This window comes from Pseudomonas sp. URMO17WK12:I11 (assembly GCF_007677725.1).
Classification (GTDB): domain Bacteria; phylum Pseudomonadota; class Gammaproteobacteria; order Pseudomonadales; family Pseudomonadaceae; genus Aquipseudomonas.
The window spans coordinates 17,472-33,382 of record NZ_VEDF01000011.1; the positions used below are offsets into that span (position 1 = coordinate 17,472).

Sequence of the window (15,911 nt, forward strand, 5' to 3'; positions counted from 1 at the left end):
AACCAATGTGAAAATTTTGTCACGACCCTGTTGCTGATTTTGTCGAGCCCGCCCCCCGGGCGCCCGCGGTGCAGCGCGGGCCGGCGATGGCCCAGATGATCACCCCGAGCACGGGCAGCAGTGCGATCAGCAGCACCCATAGCGTCTTGACGACCGCCGTGGCAGCGCTGCGCAACACGTTGTAGATCGCCCACAGGCTCAAGCCCAGCAGCGCCAGGCCAACCAGGTCGTTGAATGCAGCGCTCATTCGCCAGCTCCTCCATGAAAGGCTTGGCAGCATACGCGTCTATCGAACCAATAGAAGGGAATCCTTGGCCACACCCACCGGTCACTGAATAAACTGGTCGCATTCATGAATTCGAGGTTTACATGCCCCCCGCCCACACCGACAGCGCCGTCCCACCCTCTTCCATGCGCAGCGCCTGGCGCCAGCAGATGCGCAGCACGCCCTGGCTCAGCGCGGGCCTGGGGGCCAGCCTGCTGGCGGTGCTGGTGCTGCTGGTAGCGAGCTTCTGGAACGCGGTGAACGGCGATCATGCCGACAACTTGCACCTGGCGCTGCTGGGCGGGCTGTCGGGCTTCGCGGCGACTGCGCTGGGGGCCGGGCTTGCCGTGGTACTGCGCGACGTCAGTACGCGCAGCCAGGACGTCATGCTGGGCTTCGCTGCCGGCATGATGCTGGCGGCCAGCTCGTTTTCGCTGATTCTGCCGGGCCTGGATGCCGCCCGGGAGATCACCGGCAGCGGCCCTGGCGCTGCATTCACGGTGGTACTGGGCATGGGCCTTGGCGTGTTGCTGATGCTCGGCCTGGACCGTTTCACCCCTCACGAGCATGAAAGCACCGGGCCTTGTGGGCCGGATGCCGAGCGCATCAACCGGGTCTGGTTGTTCGTCTTGGCAATCACCTTGCACAACCTGCCCGAGGGCATGGCGATCGGCGTCAGTTTCGCCAATGGCGACATGAACATTGGCCTGCCGCTGACCAGCGCCATTGCCATTCAGGACATTCCAGAAGGCCTGGCCGTGGCACTGGCGTTGCGCGCGACCGGCTTGTCGAACCTGAAAGCTGCACTGGTGGCGGTGGGCTCCGGGTTGATGGAGCCGCTGGGCGCGGTGATCGGCTTGGGCATCTCGACCGGCTTTGCCCTCGCCTACCCCATCAGCATGGGCCTGGCGGCCGGTGCGATGATCTTCGTGGTGTCCCACGAGGTGATCCCGGAAACCCACCGCCATGGCCACCAGACGTCGGCGACCTTGGGCTTGATGGGTGGCTTTGCGGTGATGATGTTTCTCGACACCGCGCTGGGCTGAGGGTGACAGGCAGGCCCGCAGCTCAGACGTGCACCGCGACCTTGAGCGCTTCCAGTGCCGGTTCGACCTTGATACCGAGCTCTGCGCCCAGGTCCAGGACACGCTGCAGATCCTGCTGACCGACCATGACCATTTGCAGTTCGTCGTCCAATAGCTGGCTGAAATTGAGCAGCACGTAGCCGCCCGCCTCCTTGTTCAACGCGCCCATCTGCACCTGGATGCGGTTGAGAGCGGTCAAAGGCTCGGTGCGCGCCAGCTGCTTGGGCTTGAGGGTGAACGGCACGCTCTTGTCGAAGGACTCGCTGATGTGCTGGAACAGCTCTTGGTAGCTGTCGGCCTGAAACACCACGGTATCGGGCAAGCTGCCAAGCACCACCCATTCACCGAGGGGTATCGGGAAGCTGTCGTCGTAGTTGATATCAGGATTGGCGGCGAGGAAAGCGGCCGGATCGGCGTAGGCCTGGGCGGCTTCCTCGGCGATGCGCTCGATCTCCTCATCGCGCATGCAACCGGCGCCGATGAGGCGAATGAATTCGAGCAACTGGATTTTCATGAAGGGGCCTGCGGCGCGGAAAAGTCGCCAAGGATAGCCGCAAAAGCCCCCGAACCGTTAGCCGGCCAGCGCTTGCAGGCGAGCTGCCGCATCGACCGCGCCCATGGTCTGCGCCGCCATCAGCGCCGTGGCACCGCGCGCGTCCTGGCGCGCTGGGTCAGCGCCCTGGTCCAGCAGATAGTCGAGGATTTCGAGGCGGTTGAACATCGCCGCCAGCATCAATGCCGTGCGCCCGTCCTCAGCAGCCGCATCGACCGGCACGCCACTGTCGAGCAGCAAGCGAATCATCGCCATATCGCCCTTGAAGGCGGCGCCGGCGATCGGCAACTGGCCATTGTCGTTGGCAATCAAGGGATCGGCCCCATGCGCCAGCAGTACCTGCACGGCCTGGTGGTGGCCATGGTAGCTGGCCAGCATCAGCAGGGTGTCGCCCTTGTGGTTGCGCAGGTTGGCGGGCAGTCCGCTGTCCAGCAGGCGTTCAAGCATCTGGGCATCGCCTTGGCGGGCACGCTCGAAGACTTGATCGGCAAAGGCTGCGGCTTCATCTTCGGTCATGGCGACGGCGGCGGGTTGTGCGGACATGAGGGAACCTCCTGGTAGTAAATGTTGCCCAAGTCTTTGTCAGGCATGCCATTGCCGTCAAAGGTTCCGAATCTATGGGCCTGATAGACAAACGCCTGACCCGTGCAAATTGCACTGTGCAAATTGCACGACCTTGCAGGCTGCACGGCAAGGGGTTCTGAAAATTCTCTCAACCACCTGATTTTAAAGGGTTTTCCCGGATCGCCATTTTTGGCACGGTCGCTGCAACTATCCACTCATGTCTGCCAACCTAACAGTCAGGAGTTGATATGGACCTCATCCAGGAAAAATTCGTCTCGGTGTTCCCGGCCTACCAAGTCGCCACCCAGCCTCGCCCTGATGGTGGCGTACTGCTGACCCTGCGCGCCGCCGATGGCAAAGTCACTCGCCGCGTGCTGACCTATGGACAACTGCACAGCGCCGAGCAGCTGTCCTGGGCTATCAGTGCAATCCGCCGGGACCTGGCTGAACAGGCCAGCGAGCTGCCCGTTATTTCGATGTTGCAAAGCCAGCAGCGTTTCGCGTTGCCGACCTACCGCTGAGTTTTGTCTGTACCGGCCTTTCGCGATGTGAATCAACTCCTACACAGATACTGCAGTGCCCATAGGGATGGCGGGGTACCTGCGTAGGAGCTGACTTACCCGTGAAGGGCCCGGTCAGACACTAAAACTCATCGATTCCGGCAAACAACCGGGCTGATTCATCGCCCGTGAACGTCAGTTGAGCGCCCTGCTCATCCTTGGTCAAGCGCACCGCCACACAGAACGGGTTATCCCCTAGCTCGATCCAACGCCTAGCGCCTGCTGGCACCAGCAGCTGATCGCCCTTCTCGCACACTACCGCATACACCCAATCCTCCACTCGCACTGCCAGTTGCGCACGCCCCGTGACCACCGCGAATACCTCGTCGCTGGCGATGACGTGCTCGGCGCGCAGATCCGCCTGTGCAGCATCGACACCGTCACGGTTGATTAGCCTGCAGGCCGCGCTCCCGTGCCTGTCCATCAGCTGGTCAAGATGCACGCGACAGGCATCGAGCACGTGCGCGTCGCTGCCGCCGGGACGCACGCGCAGTTCGATCGGCGTGTGGCTGAAGGTCAAGCCAGCCTGGGCCAGGGTATTGGCGATGTCGTCCAGGTGCGTAAGCACCTTGTTCGGCAAGCCCGGGCTGGACGCATGAAAAACGCAAAGGATGCTCATCGGCTACGGGTCCTGGTGGCAATCAAACAAGTGGCAATGATAACGGCTGCAGCCAGCGCTGCGGCACTGGCCATACCAAAGGTGAAGGCCGGCCCCAGCTGTTTCCAGCTATACCCTGAATACAGCGCGCCCAGCGCGCCGCCGGTGCCGGACAGCGCGGCATACAGCGCCTGCCCCTGCCCTTGCTGGCGCGCGCCGAAGCTGGACTGGACGAAGGCGATGCTTGCGGCGTGGAAACAACCGAAGGTGGCTGCGTGCAGCACCTGGGCGACAATCAGCACCACCGGCTCATCGGCCAGATTGCCCAACAGCAACCAGCGCAATGCCGCCAGCAGGAAGCTGACCAGCAATACCGATTGCACGCTGAAGCGGGCGAATACCCGGCCCATGAGCATGAACATCAGCACTTCGGCAACCACGCCCAATGCCCACAGCAGGCCGATGGCTCCCCGGCTGTAGCCCAAATGCTCGAGGTGCAGGGTGAGAAACGTGTAGTAAGGCCCGTGGCTCAGCTGCATCAACGCCACGCACACATAGAACGCCAGCACCCCCGGAGCGCCCAGTTGGCGCAAAAAGCCGCCGGCCGCCGGCCGCTCGACATGCTCGACGGGGTGTGCGTTAGGTACCCACAGGCTGGCGGCGACGATAGCGGCCATCACGGTCACCAGCGCGACCGGGTAGATGTCCAGGCTCAACCATTCGAACAGCCGCCCGAGCCCGACCACGGTAATGATGAAGCCGATCGAGCCCCATAGCCGCACCTGGCTGTAGCGCGACGTCTGGCCATGCAGGTGAGCCAGGGTGATGACTTCGAACTGCGGCAGTACGGCATGCCAAAAGAAGGCGTGCAGCGCCATGACCAGCGCCAGCCAGGCGTAGCTCGTGCCGAAGAAGATCAGCGAAAAGCTCGCCAGGGTGGCCAATGCGCCCAGGCGCACGATCAACAGGCGCTGACCGCTGCGGTCGCCGAGCCAGCCCCACAGGTTGGGCGCGACGCAGCGCATCAGCATGGGGATGGCCACCAGCTCGCCGATGCGTGCCGCCGAAAAGCCCAGGTGGTCGAAATACAACGCCAGGAACGGCGCCGTGGCGCCCAGCAGCGCGAAATAGCACAGGTAGAAACTGGACAGCCGCCAGTAGGGAATCGCAGGCATGGGCAAAGCCTTGTGTGGCCGGTCCGAGCCCTTGAGCGCAAGTTGCAGGCGCTCTTCAGACGAGCGCGAAAGCATCGGACCTGGCGGTATCAGAGCTGACGCAACACCGGCGTACCCACCTTGACGTCGGCGTTCTGCGCGCGATGGCGCAGCAGGTGGTCCATTAGCGCAATCGCCATCATGGCCTCGGCGATCGGCGTGGCGCGAATGCCCACGCACGGGTCGTGACGGCCCTTGGTGATGACATCGACCGGGTTGCCGTGGACGTCGATCGAGCGCCCAGGGGTGGTGATGCTGGAGGTCGGTTTCAATGCCAGGTGCGCCACGATCGGCTGACCCGAGCTGATGCCGCCGAGGATGCCACCGGCGTTGTTGCTGAGAAAGCCCTCGGCCGTCAGCTCGTCGCGGTGTTCGGTGCCGCGCTGGGCCACGCTGGCGAAGCCTGCGCCGATTTCTACACCCTTGACCGCGTTGATGCTCATCAGTGCGTGGGCAAGTTCGGCGTCGAGACGGTCGAAGATCGGCTCGCCCAGGCCCGGCATCACGCCTTCGGCGACCACGGTGATCTTGGCCCCGACCGAATCCTGATCGCGGCGCAGCTGGTCCATGTACGCTTCAAGCTCCGGCACCTTGCTTGGGTCTGGGCTGAAGAAGGCGTTCTGCTCGACCGACTCCCAGGTCTTGAACGGGATGTCGATCGGGCCCAATTGGCTCATGTAACCGCGCACCCGAATGCCCTGGGTCGCCAGGTATTTCTTGGCGATGGCACCGGCCGCCACCCGCATCGCGGTTTCGCGCGCCGAGCTACGCCCGCCGCCGCGGTAGTCGCGCACGCCGTACTTGTGGTGGTAGGTGTAGTCGGCGTGGGCGGGGCGGAACAGGTCCTTGATCGCCGAGTAGTCCTTGGACTTCTGGTCGGTGTTGCGGATCAACAGCCCGATCGAGCAGCCAGTGGTGCGCCCCTCGAACACGCCGGAGAGGATTTCCACTTCGTCCGCTTCCTGGCGCTGGGTGGTATGCCGGCTGGTGCCGGGCTTGCGCCGGTCGAGATCGTGCTGCAGGTCGGCCAGGGAAATCTCCAGGCCCGGTGGGCACCCATCGACAATGGCGACCAACGCCGGTCCATGGCTTTCGCCAGCGGTGGTGACAGTGAACAGCTTGCCGTAGGTATTGCCGGACATGAGCGCTCCGCGAAATCAGCCTGAAGTGATCGAAAGCGCGCAGTATACAGATGGTTCGGCTGCCTGTGCTGGAGAACCTTCCCGCGCCGCCCAGGTCGAAAAATCACCTCCCCATGTAGTACCGCATGATGCCGCGTTTCGTTGCCCTGTTGCTCCTGTTGTGCACTGGCCTGGCCCAGGCCGCCGCTCCCACTGTCCTGCAACGCCCCATCGACTTGGACACCGGCCAGGGCGTGCTGCACGGCAGCCTGTTGTTGCCCCAGCAGGGCACACCGCCGCCGGTGGTGCTGATCATCGCAGGCTCGGGCCCGACCGACCGCGATGGCAACAACCCGGCCGGGGGCAAGGTCGACAACCTCAAGCGTCTGGCCCTGTTGCTGGCCAACGAACACATCGCCAGCGTGCGCTATGACAAGCGTGGGGTCGCCGCCAGCCAGCCGGCGACCCCGGACGAGCGCAACCTGAGCGTGCAGCGCTATGTCGACGACGTGGTCGCCTGGAGCCGCAAGCTCAAGGCCGATCCGCGCTTCGGCCAGCTGATCCTGGTGGGCCACAGCGAAGGCGCGCTGATCGCCAGCCTGGCCGCCGAGCGGGCCGGGGCCAGTGCGGTGATTACCCTGGCCGGCATGGGCCGGCCGCTGGCCGAGGTGTTGCGCGAGCAACTGGCCCAGCGTCTGCCACCGGCTCAGTTGGCCGCTGGCAGCGCCCTGCTCGAGCGCCTGCAGGCCGGGCAGACCAGCCTGGACGTGCCTGCTCCGCTGCGTCAGGTGTTTCGCCCCAGCGTGCAGCCCTACCTGATCACCTTGCTGCAGCAGGACCCGGCGCAGGCGTTCGGCCGCTTGCCGATGCCGGCGCTGATCGTCCAGGGGCGCAATGACGTGCAGGTCGATGTCGCCGACGCCGAACGCCTGAAAGCGGCCAAGCCCGATGCCGAGCTGGTGCTGATCGACGGCATGAACCACATGCTGCGTATCAGCCCCAAGGACATGCACCTGCAGCGCGACAGTTACCTGAACCCAGAGCTGCCGCTGGCACGCGAACTCGGCGAGCGGGTGGTCAGCTTCATCCACCAGCTGCCATCGGCTTAGCCCTCAATCATCGGCGAACGCTGCCGATAACGCGGTATTGGTGCTGCATCCGGGCCGCTGCATGGCCCATTTGCGCGGTCGCCGGCAGTTGCTGCCCGTCGCGCGTCCGTTCAGCGCCGCCCGTCCATGAGGAAACGCCTAGATGACCGATGCCACCGCTGCCGTCGAACCGGCCGAAGAGCCGCACGCCCCGGAACCTGCCGCCCTGCCCTGGGCCGACCTGGTGGTGGAGCACTTCCAGCTGCTGCGCCTGGCGCCGCTGACCACCGACCGCAACAGCGGCGGGCGGCCACTGCGCTTCGTCGAATTCGCCTATGCCGAGCGGCATGACAAGGCCCATAGCCTGCTGCGCATGGAAATTCGCCTGCCAGGGCAAAAAGTACGCAAGGAGCAGAATCAGCTCGACGTACGCGTCGACCATGCCGAACGCCGGGTCACCCTTGGGGGCGACAGCGGGCTGCAACTGGAACCGCTGAACCGCGGGCTGGGCCGCTTCATGCTCGGCCAGGCGGTGCAGTGGCTGCAGCGGCGCTGGTCGAATTATCGAGTCGAAGGCACCGCCCTGGCCAACAAGGACGCGCTCAACGAGGACAGCCGCCTGCGCCGCGACCGATTCCTGACCGCCACCGGGCTTGAGGTGGAATACGCCGACCCGCAGCACCTCAAGGGCCGCACGCTGGACACCACAGTCAGTCAACTCAAGGGCGGCTGGAACACCGAAAAGGTCCAGCAGGTCGGCATTCTCGAAGCGGCGGGCATGCTGCAACAGGCCGAACAGCTGCTGCAGGAAAAAGAAGGACAACTGCGCGAACGCGATGAGCGCGTGGCCAAATACCGCCGGGAAGACAGCGGGCTGCGCTTCACCATTACCTGCCTGGTGGCTTTTGCGGTGTTCCAGGCAGGCTTGCTGATCTGGATCGCCACGCGCTAAGGCGGCTGGCGCCGCCTTGCGGGCCGGGTGGTCTTCAGATGCGCGCCTTGAACAACCCCTGATGGGCGCGGCACTGCTCGGCGGTGAGCATGAACACGCCGTGCCCGCCGCGCTCGAACTCAAGCCAGGCGAAGTCCACCTCCGGGTACAGCGCCTCGACGTGCACCTGGCTGTTGCCGACTTCGACAATCAGCAAACCTTTTTCGGTCAGGTGATCGGCCGCCTCGGCGAGCATGCGCCGCACCAGATCAAGGCCATCGTTGCCACACGCCAGGCCCATCGCCGGCTCGTGGTGATACTCAGCCGGCATGTCGCCGAAATCTTCGGCGTCGACGTAAGGCGGGTTGGACACGATCAGGTCGAAGCGCTGGCCCGGCAAGCCGGCAAAGCCGTCACCTTGCACGGTGAATACGCGCTCTTCCAAGCCGTGGCGCTCGATGTTCTGGTTAGCCACTTCAAGCGCGTCGAAAGACAGGTCGGCCAACACCACTTCGGCCTGCGGGAACACCTCGGCGGCGACGATGCCGATGCAGCCTGAACCGGTGCACAGGTCTAGAATGCGCGCAGGCTCGCTGGCAAGCCACGGCTCGCAGCGTTTTTCCAGCAGCTCGCCGATCGGTGAACGGGGCACCAGTACACGCTCATCGACGATGAACGACATGCCGCAGAACCAGGCTTCGCCCAACAGGTAGGCGGTGGGTACGCGGTCTTCGATGCGGCGCTTGAGCAGGTGTTGCAGGCGTACCCGCTCGTCGTCCTCGAGCTGGCAGTCCAGGTAGCTGTCGGCGATTTCCCACGGCAGGTGCACCGCACCGAGTACCAGCAGGCGCGCTTCGTCCCAGGCATTGTCGGCACCGTGGCCGAAGAACAGTTCGTGCTCGTGGAAGCGGCTGACCGCCCAGCGAATGTGGTCGCGCAGCGTGCGCAGACGGGATGTGATCACGGGGTACTCCTATTCAGACCGTACAAAAGTCTAACAGCCCAACCCGCACAAATGTTCCTGCCGATGGCCCGATGGTTGGCCACAGGCCAGTAATCACGCCGCTTGCGTTGTCAACCATTCCCATTGGCGTCAAGGCAGAGGAGAATAGGTCCACAAAAGCCCTACCCAAGGAGCCCTTGATGTCCGTTCCAACCACGATGTTCCGCCTCACTGGCCGCGATTACCCGCCGGCCAAGCTGAGCCAAGCCAGCCTGATCATCATCGATGCGCAGAAGGAGTACCTCAGTGGTCCCCTGCAACTGTCGGGCATGGACGAGGCCGTGGCCAACATCGCCCGGTTGCTCGACGCCGCCCGCCAGGCTGGCCGTCCGATCATCCATGTTCGCCACCTCGGCACCGTTGGCGGGCGTTTCGATCCGCAGGGCCCGGCCGGTGAGTTCATCCCTGGCCTGGAGCCGCAAGACGGCGAGATCGTCATCGAAAAGCGCATGCCCAACGCCTTCAAGAACACCAAGCTGCACGACACCCTGCAAGGCCTGGGGCACCTGGACCTGATCGTGTGCGGCTTCATGAGCCACTCGAGCGTCAGCACCACGGTGCGCCGGGCCAAGGACTACGGTTACCGTTGCACCCTGGTCGAGGACGCCTCGGCAACCCGTGACCTGGCGCTCAAGGACCAGGTGATTCCAGCCGCCCAGATCCACGCCTGCGAAATGGCCGTGATGGCCGACAACTTCGCCTGCGTCGCCCCCACCGCCAGCCTGATCTGAGCCTTCGCGGCCCCGTGCCGCCCGGCCAGCGGGCGGAACCGCAAGGCCGGGTTCGAGTCCAATTGCGCAGGTCCACCGAGGAAACTGAAATGAAGCTCAAAGGCAGTTTCGACGCCAAGCGTCTGCGCCAGCGCCAACCGGCCAATTGGGCTGCACGCATCGCCGCTGGCCTGGCGGCCCTCATCGCGACATTGGGCATCTTGCTGGTCATGGCTGGTTTCGCCGGGCTGCTGGGCAACTACGCAGCGCTGGCCGAACTGAACGCCAATCGCCCATTGGCGGCGATCGTTGCCGGCGCCGGGTTGCTGATGCTGTACTTCGGCGTGCGCTTCTGGCGGCGCAGCCGCATCCGTCTGCGCCGCGGCCGTGAACTGAACCTGTCGCCGCACCTGATGAAAAAGCATGATTGATGGTTTGCCGGGTTGCCTCGCAAAACGCCTGGTACTGACGACACCAGGCTGATCGCGTAAACTACGCCGCCCACGTGGAGGCACCATGCAAGACGACGATTTTTCCCTGTTCAGTGCCGAAGTGCGCGGCGTCAAGCCGATCAAGCACGATCGCGCCGAGGTGGGCAAACCGAAAACCGACCGCAAGCAGTTGGCTGGCCTGCGCCAGGCCGCGACCGTGCGCAGCGATCAGGCGCTGGTGATCGACGGTCTGTCCGACCAGTTCGTGATCGACGTCGGTGCCGAAGACGAGCTGATGTGGCGCCGCGACGGCGTGCAGGAAACCCAGATCCGCAAGCTCAAGCTCGGCCAGATTGCCTTCGAGGGTAGCCTCGACCTGCATGGCATGAGTGTCGAGAAGGCACGCGAAACCTTGTGGGCCTTCATCGCTGAAGCCACCCAGCTGGAAGTACGTTGCGTGCGGGTCACCCACGGCAAGGCCGCGCGCCTGGACGGCAAGCGCCCGATGATCAAGAGTCACGTCAACACCTGGCTGCGCCAGCATCCCCAGGTGCTGGGATTCACCTCGTGTCAGGCGCGCCACGGTGGCACTGGGGCTGTGTATGTCATGCTCAAGCGAACCATGATGGAAGGCCGCGACGAGTAACGCCGTGCTTGCAGCGCCGCCCGCGCCGCCTTACCCTTCCTTTTTTGCGATTTTTCCCACAGGTAGATACATGTCCCTGGAACAGAACTACACCGAGATCCTTAGCCAGATCGGCGAGGACGTCTCCCGTGAGGGCCTGCTCGACACGCCCAAGCGGGCTGCAAAGGCGATGAAGTACCTTTGCCGCGGTTATGAGCAGACGCTGGAAGAAGTCACCAACGGCGCGCTGTTCACTTCCGATAACAGCGAGATGGTGCTGGTCCGGGACATCGAGCTGTACTCGATGTGCGAACACCACATGCTGCCGTTCATTGGCAAGGCTCACGTGGCGTACCTGCCCAAGGGCAAGGTGCTCGGCCTGTCCAAGGTCGCGCGGATCGTCGACATGTACGCCCGCCGGTTGCAGATTCAGGAAAATCTCAGCCGACAGATCGCCGATGCCGTGCAGCAGGTGACCGGCGCTGCCGGCGTTGCCGTGGTGATCGAAGCCAAGCACATGTGCATGATGATGCGCGGTGTCGAGAAGCAGAACTCGACCATGCTCACCTCGGTGATGCTCGGTGAGTTCCGTGACAATGCCGCCACGCGCAGCGAGTTCCTCAGCCTGATCAAGTGATCGGCGCCAGACCCGAGCCGGCCCCCAGGGGTCGGCTTGTGCATTTCAGGAGTAGCCCATGATCGTCAAAGCCCTGCGGGTCGGCCTCGGCCAGCTCATCGTGTTCGGCGACTGGATCAGCCGCCCAGCCAAGCGCAAGCGCGATGCCGCCGCTCAAGCGCGAGTCGAGCAGGAGGCCAAGCGCCTTGCGCTCTACCAGTTCCACGCCTGCCCGTTCTGCGTGAAGACCCGCCGCACCCTGCACCGCTTGAACGTGCCGGTGGCCTTGCGCGATGCCAAGCACGACCCCGTGCATCGCCAGGCCCTGCTCGAAGGCGGTGGCCGAGTGAAAGTGCCATGCCTGCGCATCGAAGAAAACGGCGAGGTCACCTGGATGTTTGAATCCAAGGCGATCATCGCCTACCTGGACCAGCGCTTCGCCTGAGCCAATCGCGGTTCAGCGGTTCACTCGACCATGGGCACATGCCGAGGATGGCTGGCCACACGCGCCAGCCAGGCGCGTACGGCCGGGTAATCGCTCAGGTCGAAACCGCCCTGATGGGCGACATGGGTATAGGCATACAGCGCAACGTCGGCGATCGAGTACTGCTCGCCCACCAGGTAAGGCGTCATCTGCAGTTGGCGCTCCATCACCTTGAGTGCCTTGTAACCGCCTTTGTGCAATTTGCGGTATTCCTCAACGCGCGCATCGGGCAGGCCCAGGTAGAACTGGATGAACCGCGCCACGGCGATATACGGCTCGTGGCTGTACTGCTCGAAGAACTGCCACTGCAGCACCTGGGTACGCAGCCGCGCCTCGGTGGGCAGAAATTCGCTTCCGTCCGCCAGGTAGTTGAGGATGGCGTTCGATTCCCATAGGCAAGTCCCGTCCTCGAGCTTGAGCACCGGCACCTTGCCGTTGGGGTTCATGGCCAGAAATTCCGCGGTTTCGGTTTCGCCCTTGAGAATATCCACCGCGTGCCACTCATACGGGCGGTCGAGCAGGCTGAGCATCAGCTTGACCTTGTAGCAGTTGCCCGATTGGTAGTCGCCATACACCTTGAACATCGCCCTTCCCCTTTCCACGCAATTGCGCACATTCGCCCAATAGTTGGCGACTGTACGGCTAAAAGCAATGCCTGCTGTATGGCAATGATCGAGCGCGTGCGCGCTAGGCTGAAAAAAATGCTTACATCTGGACAAGGACCTGCGCCCATGAACGACGCCACCTCCGCGCCTTTGCGGCCCCTGGCAGACACTTCGGCTTCTGCATTGGTGGCAGGCTTCATCGCCATGCTGACCGGCTACACCAGCTCGTTGGTACTGATGTTTCAGGCCGGCCAGGCGGCCGGCTTGAGCAGCGGGCAGATCTCGTCGTGGATCTGGGCGCTGTCGATGGGCATGGCGGTATGCAGCATCGGCTTGTCATTGCGCTACCGCACGCCGATCACCGTGGCCTGGTCCACACCGGGCGCCGCACTGTTGATCACCAGCCTGGGTGGGGTGAGTTATGGCGAGGCCATCGGGGCATACATCACCTGCGCGCTGCTGGTGGTGGTCTGCGGCCTGACCGGCAGCTTCGAGCGGCTGGTCAAGCGCATTCCGGCATCGCTGGCATCGGCCCTGCTGGCCGGTATCTTGTTCAAGATCGGCAGCGAGATCTTCGTCGCGGCCCAGCACCGCACCGTGCTGGTGTTGGGCATGTTCTTCACTTACCTGCTGATCAAGCGCGTGTCGCCGCGCTACTGCGTGCTGGCTGCGCTGGTGGTGGGTAGCGGTCTATCGGGGGCACTGGGATTGCTGGACTTCAGTGATTTTCGACTGGAGGTAGCGACGCCGGTGTGGACCAGCCCGAGCTTCTCGCTGGCAGCGACCATCAGCATTGGCATCCCGCTGTTCGTGGTCGCCATGACCTCGCAGAACATGCCGGGCGTGGCGGTGTTGCGGGCCGACGGTTACCAGGCGCCGGCATCGCCGCTGATCACCACCACGGGCCTGGCCTCACTGCTGTTGGCGCCGTTCGGTGCGCACGGGGTCAACCTGGCCGCGATCAGTGCGGCGATCTGCACTGGCCCGCACGCCCACGAAGACAAGCGCAAGCGTTATACGGCAGCGGTATGGTGCGGCGTGTTCTACGGCATCGCCGGCACCTTCGGCGCCACCTTGGCGGCGTTGTTTGCCGCGTTGCCCACGGAGTTGGTGCTGTCGATTGCGGCACTGGCGCTGTTCGGTTCGATCATGAACGGGCTGACCGTGGCCATGAGCGAGGCCAAGGAGCGGGAGGCGGCGTTGATCACGTTCATGGTGACGGCCTCCGGGCTGACCCTGTTCTCGATCGGCTCGGCGTTCTGGGGGATCGTCGCAGGGGTGGTGACGTTGCTGATCCTCAATCCGCGCAGGGCATGAAGCCTTGATGGGCATATTGCGGGTAAAAAATACGCGCTCACGCTCGAAACAAAGGCCCTTTGCGCCTGCAACGTCGTCCTGGGCATAAGCTATTCAGCAAGGCAGAAACCCTCAAAGCCTGAAGTGACCGACCATGCCCTTGAGGTCATTGCCCAGTTGCGCCAGTTCGATGCTGGAACGGGCATTGTCCTGCATCGCCAGCGCCGCCTGGTCGGCGCTGCCGCGAATCTGCGTCACGCTGCGGCTGATCTCTTCGGCTACCGAGCTCTGCTGCTCGGCGGCAGCGGCGATCTGTTGGTTCATCTGCTGGATCAGCGACACGGCCGAGGCAATGCTGCCCAGCGCGCTTTCGGTGTGCAGCGCATCGGTCACCGCCAGACGCACCAGCTCGGCACTGCCACGGATCTGCGCCACTGATTGCTCGGCATTGCCGCGCAGGCTGGCCACCAACCGTTCGATTTCATCGGTGCTCTGGCGGGTACGCCGGGCCAGCGCCCGCACCTCATCGGCCACTACCGCGAAACCCCGCCCCTGCTCACCGGCGCGGGCAGCTTCGATGGCGGCATTGAGGGCCAGCAGGTTGGTCTGCTCGGCCACGCTCTTGATCACCGCCAGCACATCGCCAATGGTGTGGATTTCTGCGCTGAGACTGTCGATGCCTTCGCTCGCGGTTTCAGCAGCGCTCGCCAGTTGCTCGATGCGCTGCATGCTCTGACGCACCACGCGCTGGCCAGCGTCGACCGTGTCATCGGCCGCCTGCGCAGCCTGGGCAGCCTGTTCGGCATTACGCGCCACGTCGTGCACGGTGGCGGTCATCTGTTGCATGGCAGTGGCCACCTGCTCGGTTTCTTCCTTTTGGCTGCCGACTTCACGGTTGGTCTGCTCGGTAACCGCCGAGAGCGCCTGGGCGCTGCCGGCCAATTGCTCGATGCCCTGCTGCAAGCCGCTGACCACGCCCGACAAACCCGCTGCCATCTGCTGCATGGCCTGGGTCAGCTGCCCGACTTCATCATGACGCGCGGCCTCTTGCTCGACGCTCAATTCGCCAGCGGCAATGCGTTGGGCCCGCGCAATCACCCGTTTGAGCGGCCCGATCACGGCGCGCGGGATCAGCCAGGCGGCGAGCAGGCCGACCAGCAGGGCCAGCGCAGTGGCCAGGACAATGGCCAGGCTGTTGCGGGTAAGTTGCGCCTGCATCTCTTGCTGCTCGGCGGCGTAGGCGCGGTCGACCTGGCCTGTGACCTGCTCGGCACGCGCTTGCAGCTGGGTCTTGATACCCTGCTCCTGGCCGAGCAGATCGGTGTATTCGTTGAGCTTTTCGGAGAAACTGGCGATGTGCCCGGCCACCTCGCCAAGCACGCTCTGATACCCAGGGTCAGTCACCGCAGCCTTGAGTTGCTCGACTAACTGCGCAGCTTCGAGCGTCTGTGCAATACGACCCTGGCCGTCTGGCTGTTCGCCCTTGCGGCTCTGCTCCAGACGCACCCGGGCTTCGTCCATGGCCTGCAGCATCAAACGCGAAACCTGGGCCACCTGCGTGGCCTGTTCGAGAAATTCACTGCCTTGCTGGCCCTGGGACTGCTTGAGCGTGTAGGTGCCGTCGTCGGCGAGCCCGGCCTGCAGCACATCGAGGTTGTTGGCAACGCTCGAGACCGACCAACTGGCGGTGTCCAGCGCGAGCTCCTTGGCCTGTACCGCCTGGACAAAGGCTTCAAAGGCCTGAGCATAGGCGCTCAGGTCGGCTTCGGCAGCGGCCAGTGCAGGCAGGCCGCGGCCGCGCTCGATCAGCCCCTGCAGGCCACTGCGCAGTGCGTCGGCCTCCTTGGCGTCGGAGCGCAAGGCAAAGGCCTGCTCATGCGCGCGCAGGCGCAGCAGGTCGGTGTTGAACTGGCTGAGCTGACGCAAGCCCTCGAAGCGTTGACCCACGCTGTGCAGCGCGGCCACACCGATGGCAGCCACCGCTACGGTGAGCAGCAACACCAAGGCAAAACCCAGCGCCAACTTACGGGCCATGCCCAGGTTGGCCAGAATACCGCGCCCGCTCGCCGCCATCGCCGATCCCCTCCCCCGAAGGTTTGCCAAGCGCAAGCGTGGCGCGCTTGCGCAGCGACCCACAAGGGGCATGCGGACAAATGGTGTCA

19 protein-coding genes and 1 pseudogene are annotated in these 15,911 nt (G+C 64.1%); 10 read left to right on the forward strand and 10 right to left on the reverse strand.

Annotated elements, in window-relative coordinates; all coding sequences use genetic code 11:
* Positions 1–19 precede the first annotated feature (19 nt).
* Positions 20–247 (reverse strand): PLD nuclease N-terminal domain-containing protein, encoded by a 228-nt coding sequence (locus tag FS665_RS19240; protein WP_145192048.1) that lies wholly within the window; start codon positions 245–247, stop codon positions 20–22.
* A 122-nt stretch (positions 248–369) separates the two neighbouring features.
* Here FS665_RS19240 and FS665_RS19245 point away from each other — a divergent pair, with 122 nt between their 5' ends.
* Positions 370–1,311 carry a ZIP family metal transporter gene (locus tag FS665_RS19245; RefSeq protein WP_145192051.1) on the forward strand — a complete coding sequence of 314 codons (942 nt, stop codon included), beginning with the start codon at positions 370–372 and terminating at the stop codon, positions 1,309–1,311.
* A 22-nt stretch (positions 1,312–1,333) separates the two neighbouring features.
* Here FS665_RS19245 and FS665_RS19250 read toward each other — a convergent pair whose 3' ends face one another.
* Positions 1,334–1,864, reverse strand: a complete 531-nt coding sequence (locus FS665_RS19250; RefSeq protein ID WP_145192054.1) for a hypothetical protein — start codon at positions 1,862–1,864, stop codon at positions 1,334–1,336.
* A gap of 57 nt (positions 1,865–1,921) precedes the next feature.
* Positions 1,922–2,446 carry an ankyrin repeat domain-containing protein gene (locus FS665_RS19255; RefSeq protein WP_145192057.1) on the reverse strand — a complete coding sequence of 175 codons (525 nt, stop codon included), beginning with the start codon at positions 2,444–2,446 and terminating at the stop codon, positions 1,922–1,924.
* Positions 2,447–2,715: 269 nt separating this feature from the next.
* Here FS665_RS19255 and FS665_RS19260 point away from each other — a divergent pair, with 269 nt between their 5' ends.
* Positions 2,716–2,988, forward strand: a complete 273-nt coding sequence (locus tag FS665_RS19260) for a DUF3509 domain-containing protein (RefSeq protein WP_054883680.1) — start codon at positions 2,716–2,718, stop codon at positions 2,986–2,988.
* Positions 2,989–3,109: 121 nt separating this feature from the next.
* Here FS665_RS19260 and FS665_RS19265 read toward each other — a convergent pair whose 3' ends face one another.
* From FS665_RS19265 to aroC, 3 genes are all read right to left on the reverse strand, one after another.
* Positions 3,110–3,646: an oxidase gene (locus FS665_RS19265; protein ID WP_145192060.1), complete on the reverse strand. Its 537-nt coding sequence runs from the start codon at positions 3,644–3,646 to the stop codon at positions 3,110–3,112.
* The gene (locus FS665_RS19270) at positions 3,643–4,800 is read right to left on the reverse strand and encodes an MFS transporter (protein ID WP_145192063.1); all 1,158 of its coding nucleotides are present in this window, start codon (positions 4,798–4,800) and stop codon (positions 3,643–3,645) included. The genes FS665_RS19265 and FS665_RS19270 overlap by 4 nt, the downstream gene beginning before the upstream one ends.
* A gap of 89 nt (positions 4,801–4,889) precedes the next feature.
* Positions 4,890–5,981, reverse strand: coding sequence for a chorismate synthase (gene aroC / locus FS665_RS19275; protein ID WP_145192066.1), 1,092 nt, complete (start codon positions 5,979–5,981; stop codon positions 4,890–4,892).
* Between the two features lie 125 nt (positions 5,982–6,106).
* Between aroC and FS665_RS19280 the strand changes: the two genes are divergently transcribed.
* Positions 6,107–7,069, forward strand: coding sequence for an alpha/beta hydrolase (locus FS665_RS19280; RefSeq protein WP_145192069.1), 963 nt, complete (start codon positions 6,107–6,109; stop codon positions 7,067–7,069).
* Between the two features lie 142 nt (positions 7,070–7,211).
* Positions 7,212–8,000, forward strand: a complete 789-nt coding sequence (locus tag FS665_RS19285; RefSeq protein ID WP_145192072.1) for a hypothetical protein — start codon at positions 7,212–7,214, stop codon at positions 7,998–8,000.
* A gap of 34 nt (positions 8,001–8,034) precedes the next feature.
* Here FS665_RS19285 and prmB read toward each other — a convergent pair whose 3' ends face one another.
* Positions 8,035–8,943 carry a 50S ribosomal protein L3 N(5)-glutamine methyltransferase gene (gene prmB / locus FS665_RS19290; RefSeq protein WP_145192074.1) on the reverse strand — a complete coding sequence of 303 codons (909 nt, stop codon included), beginning with the start codon at positions 8,941–8,943 and terminating at the stop codon, positions 8,035–8,037.
* 179 nt (positions 8,944–9,122) lie between these two features.
* Between prmB and FS665_RS19295 the strand changes: the two genes are divergently transcribed.
* From FS665_RS19295 to FS665_RS19315, 5 genes are all read left to right on the forward strand, one after another.
* Positions 9,123–9,713, forward strand: coding sequence for a cysteine hydrolase family protein (locus tag FS665_RS19295; protein WP_145192077.1), 591 nt, complete (start codon positions 9,123–9,125; stop codon positions 9,711–9,713).
* A gap of 89 nt (positions 9,714–9,802) precedes the next feature.
* The gene (locus FS665_RS19300; RefSeq protein ID WP_145192079.1) at positions 9,803–10,123 is read left to right on the forward strand and encodes a hypothetical protein; all 321 of its coding nucleotides are present in this window, start codon (positions 9,803–9,805) and stop codon (positions 10,121–10,123) included.
* Between the two features lie 85 nt (positions 10,124–10,208).
* Positions 10,209–10,769 (forward strand): Smr/MutS family protein, encoded by a 561-nt coding sequence (locus FS665_RS19305; protein ID WP_145192082.1) that lies wholly within the window; start codon positions 10,209–10,211, stop codon positions 10,767–10,769.
* Positions 10,770–10,839: 70 nt separating this feature from the next.
* Positions 10,840–11,385 (forward strand): GTP cyclohydrolase I FolE, encoded by a 546-nt coding sequence (folE, locus tag FS665_RS19310; protein WP_145192085.1) that lies wholly within the window; start codon positions 10,840–10,842, stop codon positions 11,383–11,385.
* Positions 11,386–11,443: 58 nt separating this feature from the next.
* Positions 11,444–11,809, forward strand: a complete 366-nt coding sequence (locus FS665_RS19315; protein ID WP_145192088.1) for a glutaredoxin domain-containing protein — start codon at positions 11,444–11,446, stop codon at positions 11,807–11,809.
* Between the two features lie 20 nt (positions 11,810–11,829).
* On the opposite strand, the gene FS665_RS19320 is transcribed toward FS665_RS19315, so the two are convergent.
* Positions 11,830–12,432, reverse strand: a complete 603-nt coding sequence (locus FS665_RS19320; protein WP_145192091.1) for a glutathione S-transferase family protein — start codon at positions 12,430–12,432, stop codon at positions 11,830–11,832.
* Between the two features lie 147 nt (positions 12,433–12,579).
* Here FS665_RS19320 and FS665_RS19325 point away from each other — a divergent pair, with 147 nt between their 5' ends.
* Positions 12,580–13,770, forward strand: coding sequence for a benzoate/H(+) symporter BenE family transporter (locus tag FS665_RS19325; protein ID WP_145192094.1), 1,191 nt, complete (start codon positions 12,580–12,582; stop codon positions 13,768–13,770).
* Positions 13,771–13,881: 111 nt separating this feature from the next.
* On the opposite strand, the gene FS665_RS23995 is transcribed toward FS665_RS19325, so the two are convergent.
* Positions 13,882–14,754, reverse strand: coding sequence for a methyl-accepting chemotaxis protein (locus FS665_RS23995; protein ID WP_371921300.1), 873 nt, complete (start codon positions 14,752–14,754; stop codon positions 13,882–13,884).
* Positions 14,743–15,894: pseudogene (locus tag FS665_RS24000) on the reverse strand (HAMP domain-containing protein); the annotation flags it as partial. The gene FS665_RS23995 and the pseudogene FS665_RS24000, both read right to left, overlap by 12 nt.
* Positions 15,895–15,911: the final 17 nt, after the last annotated feature.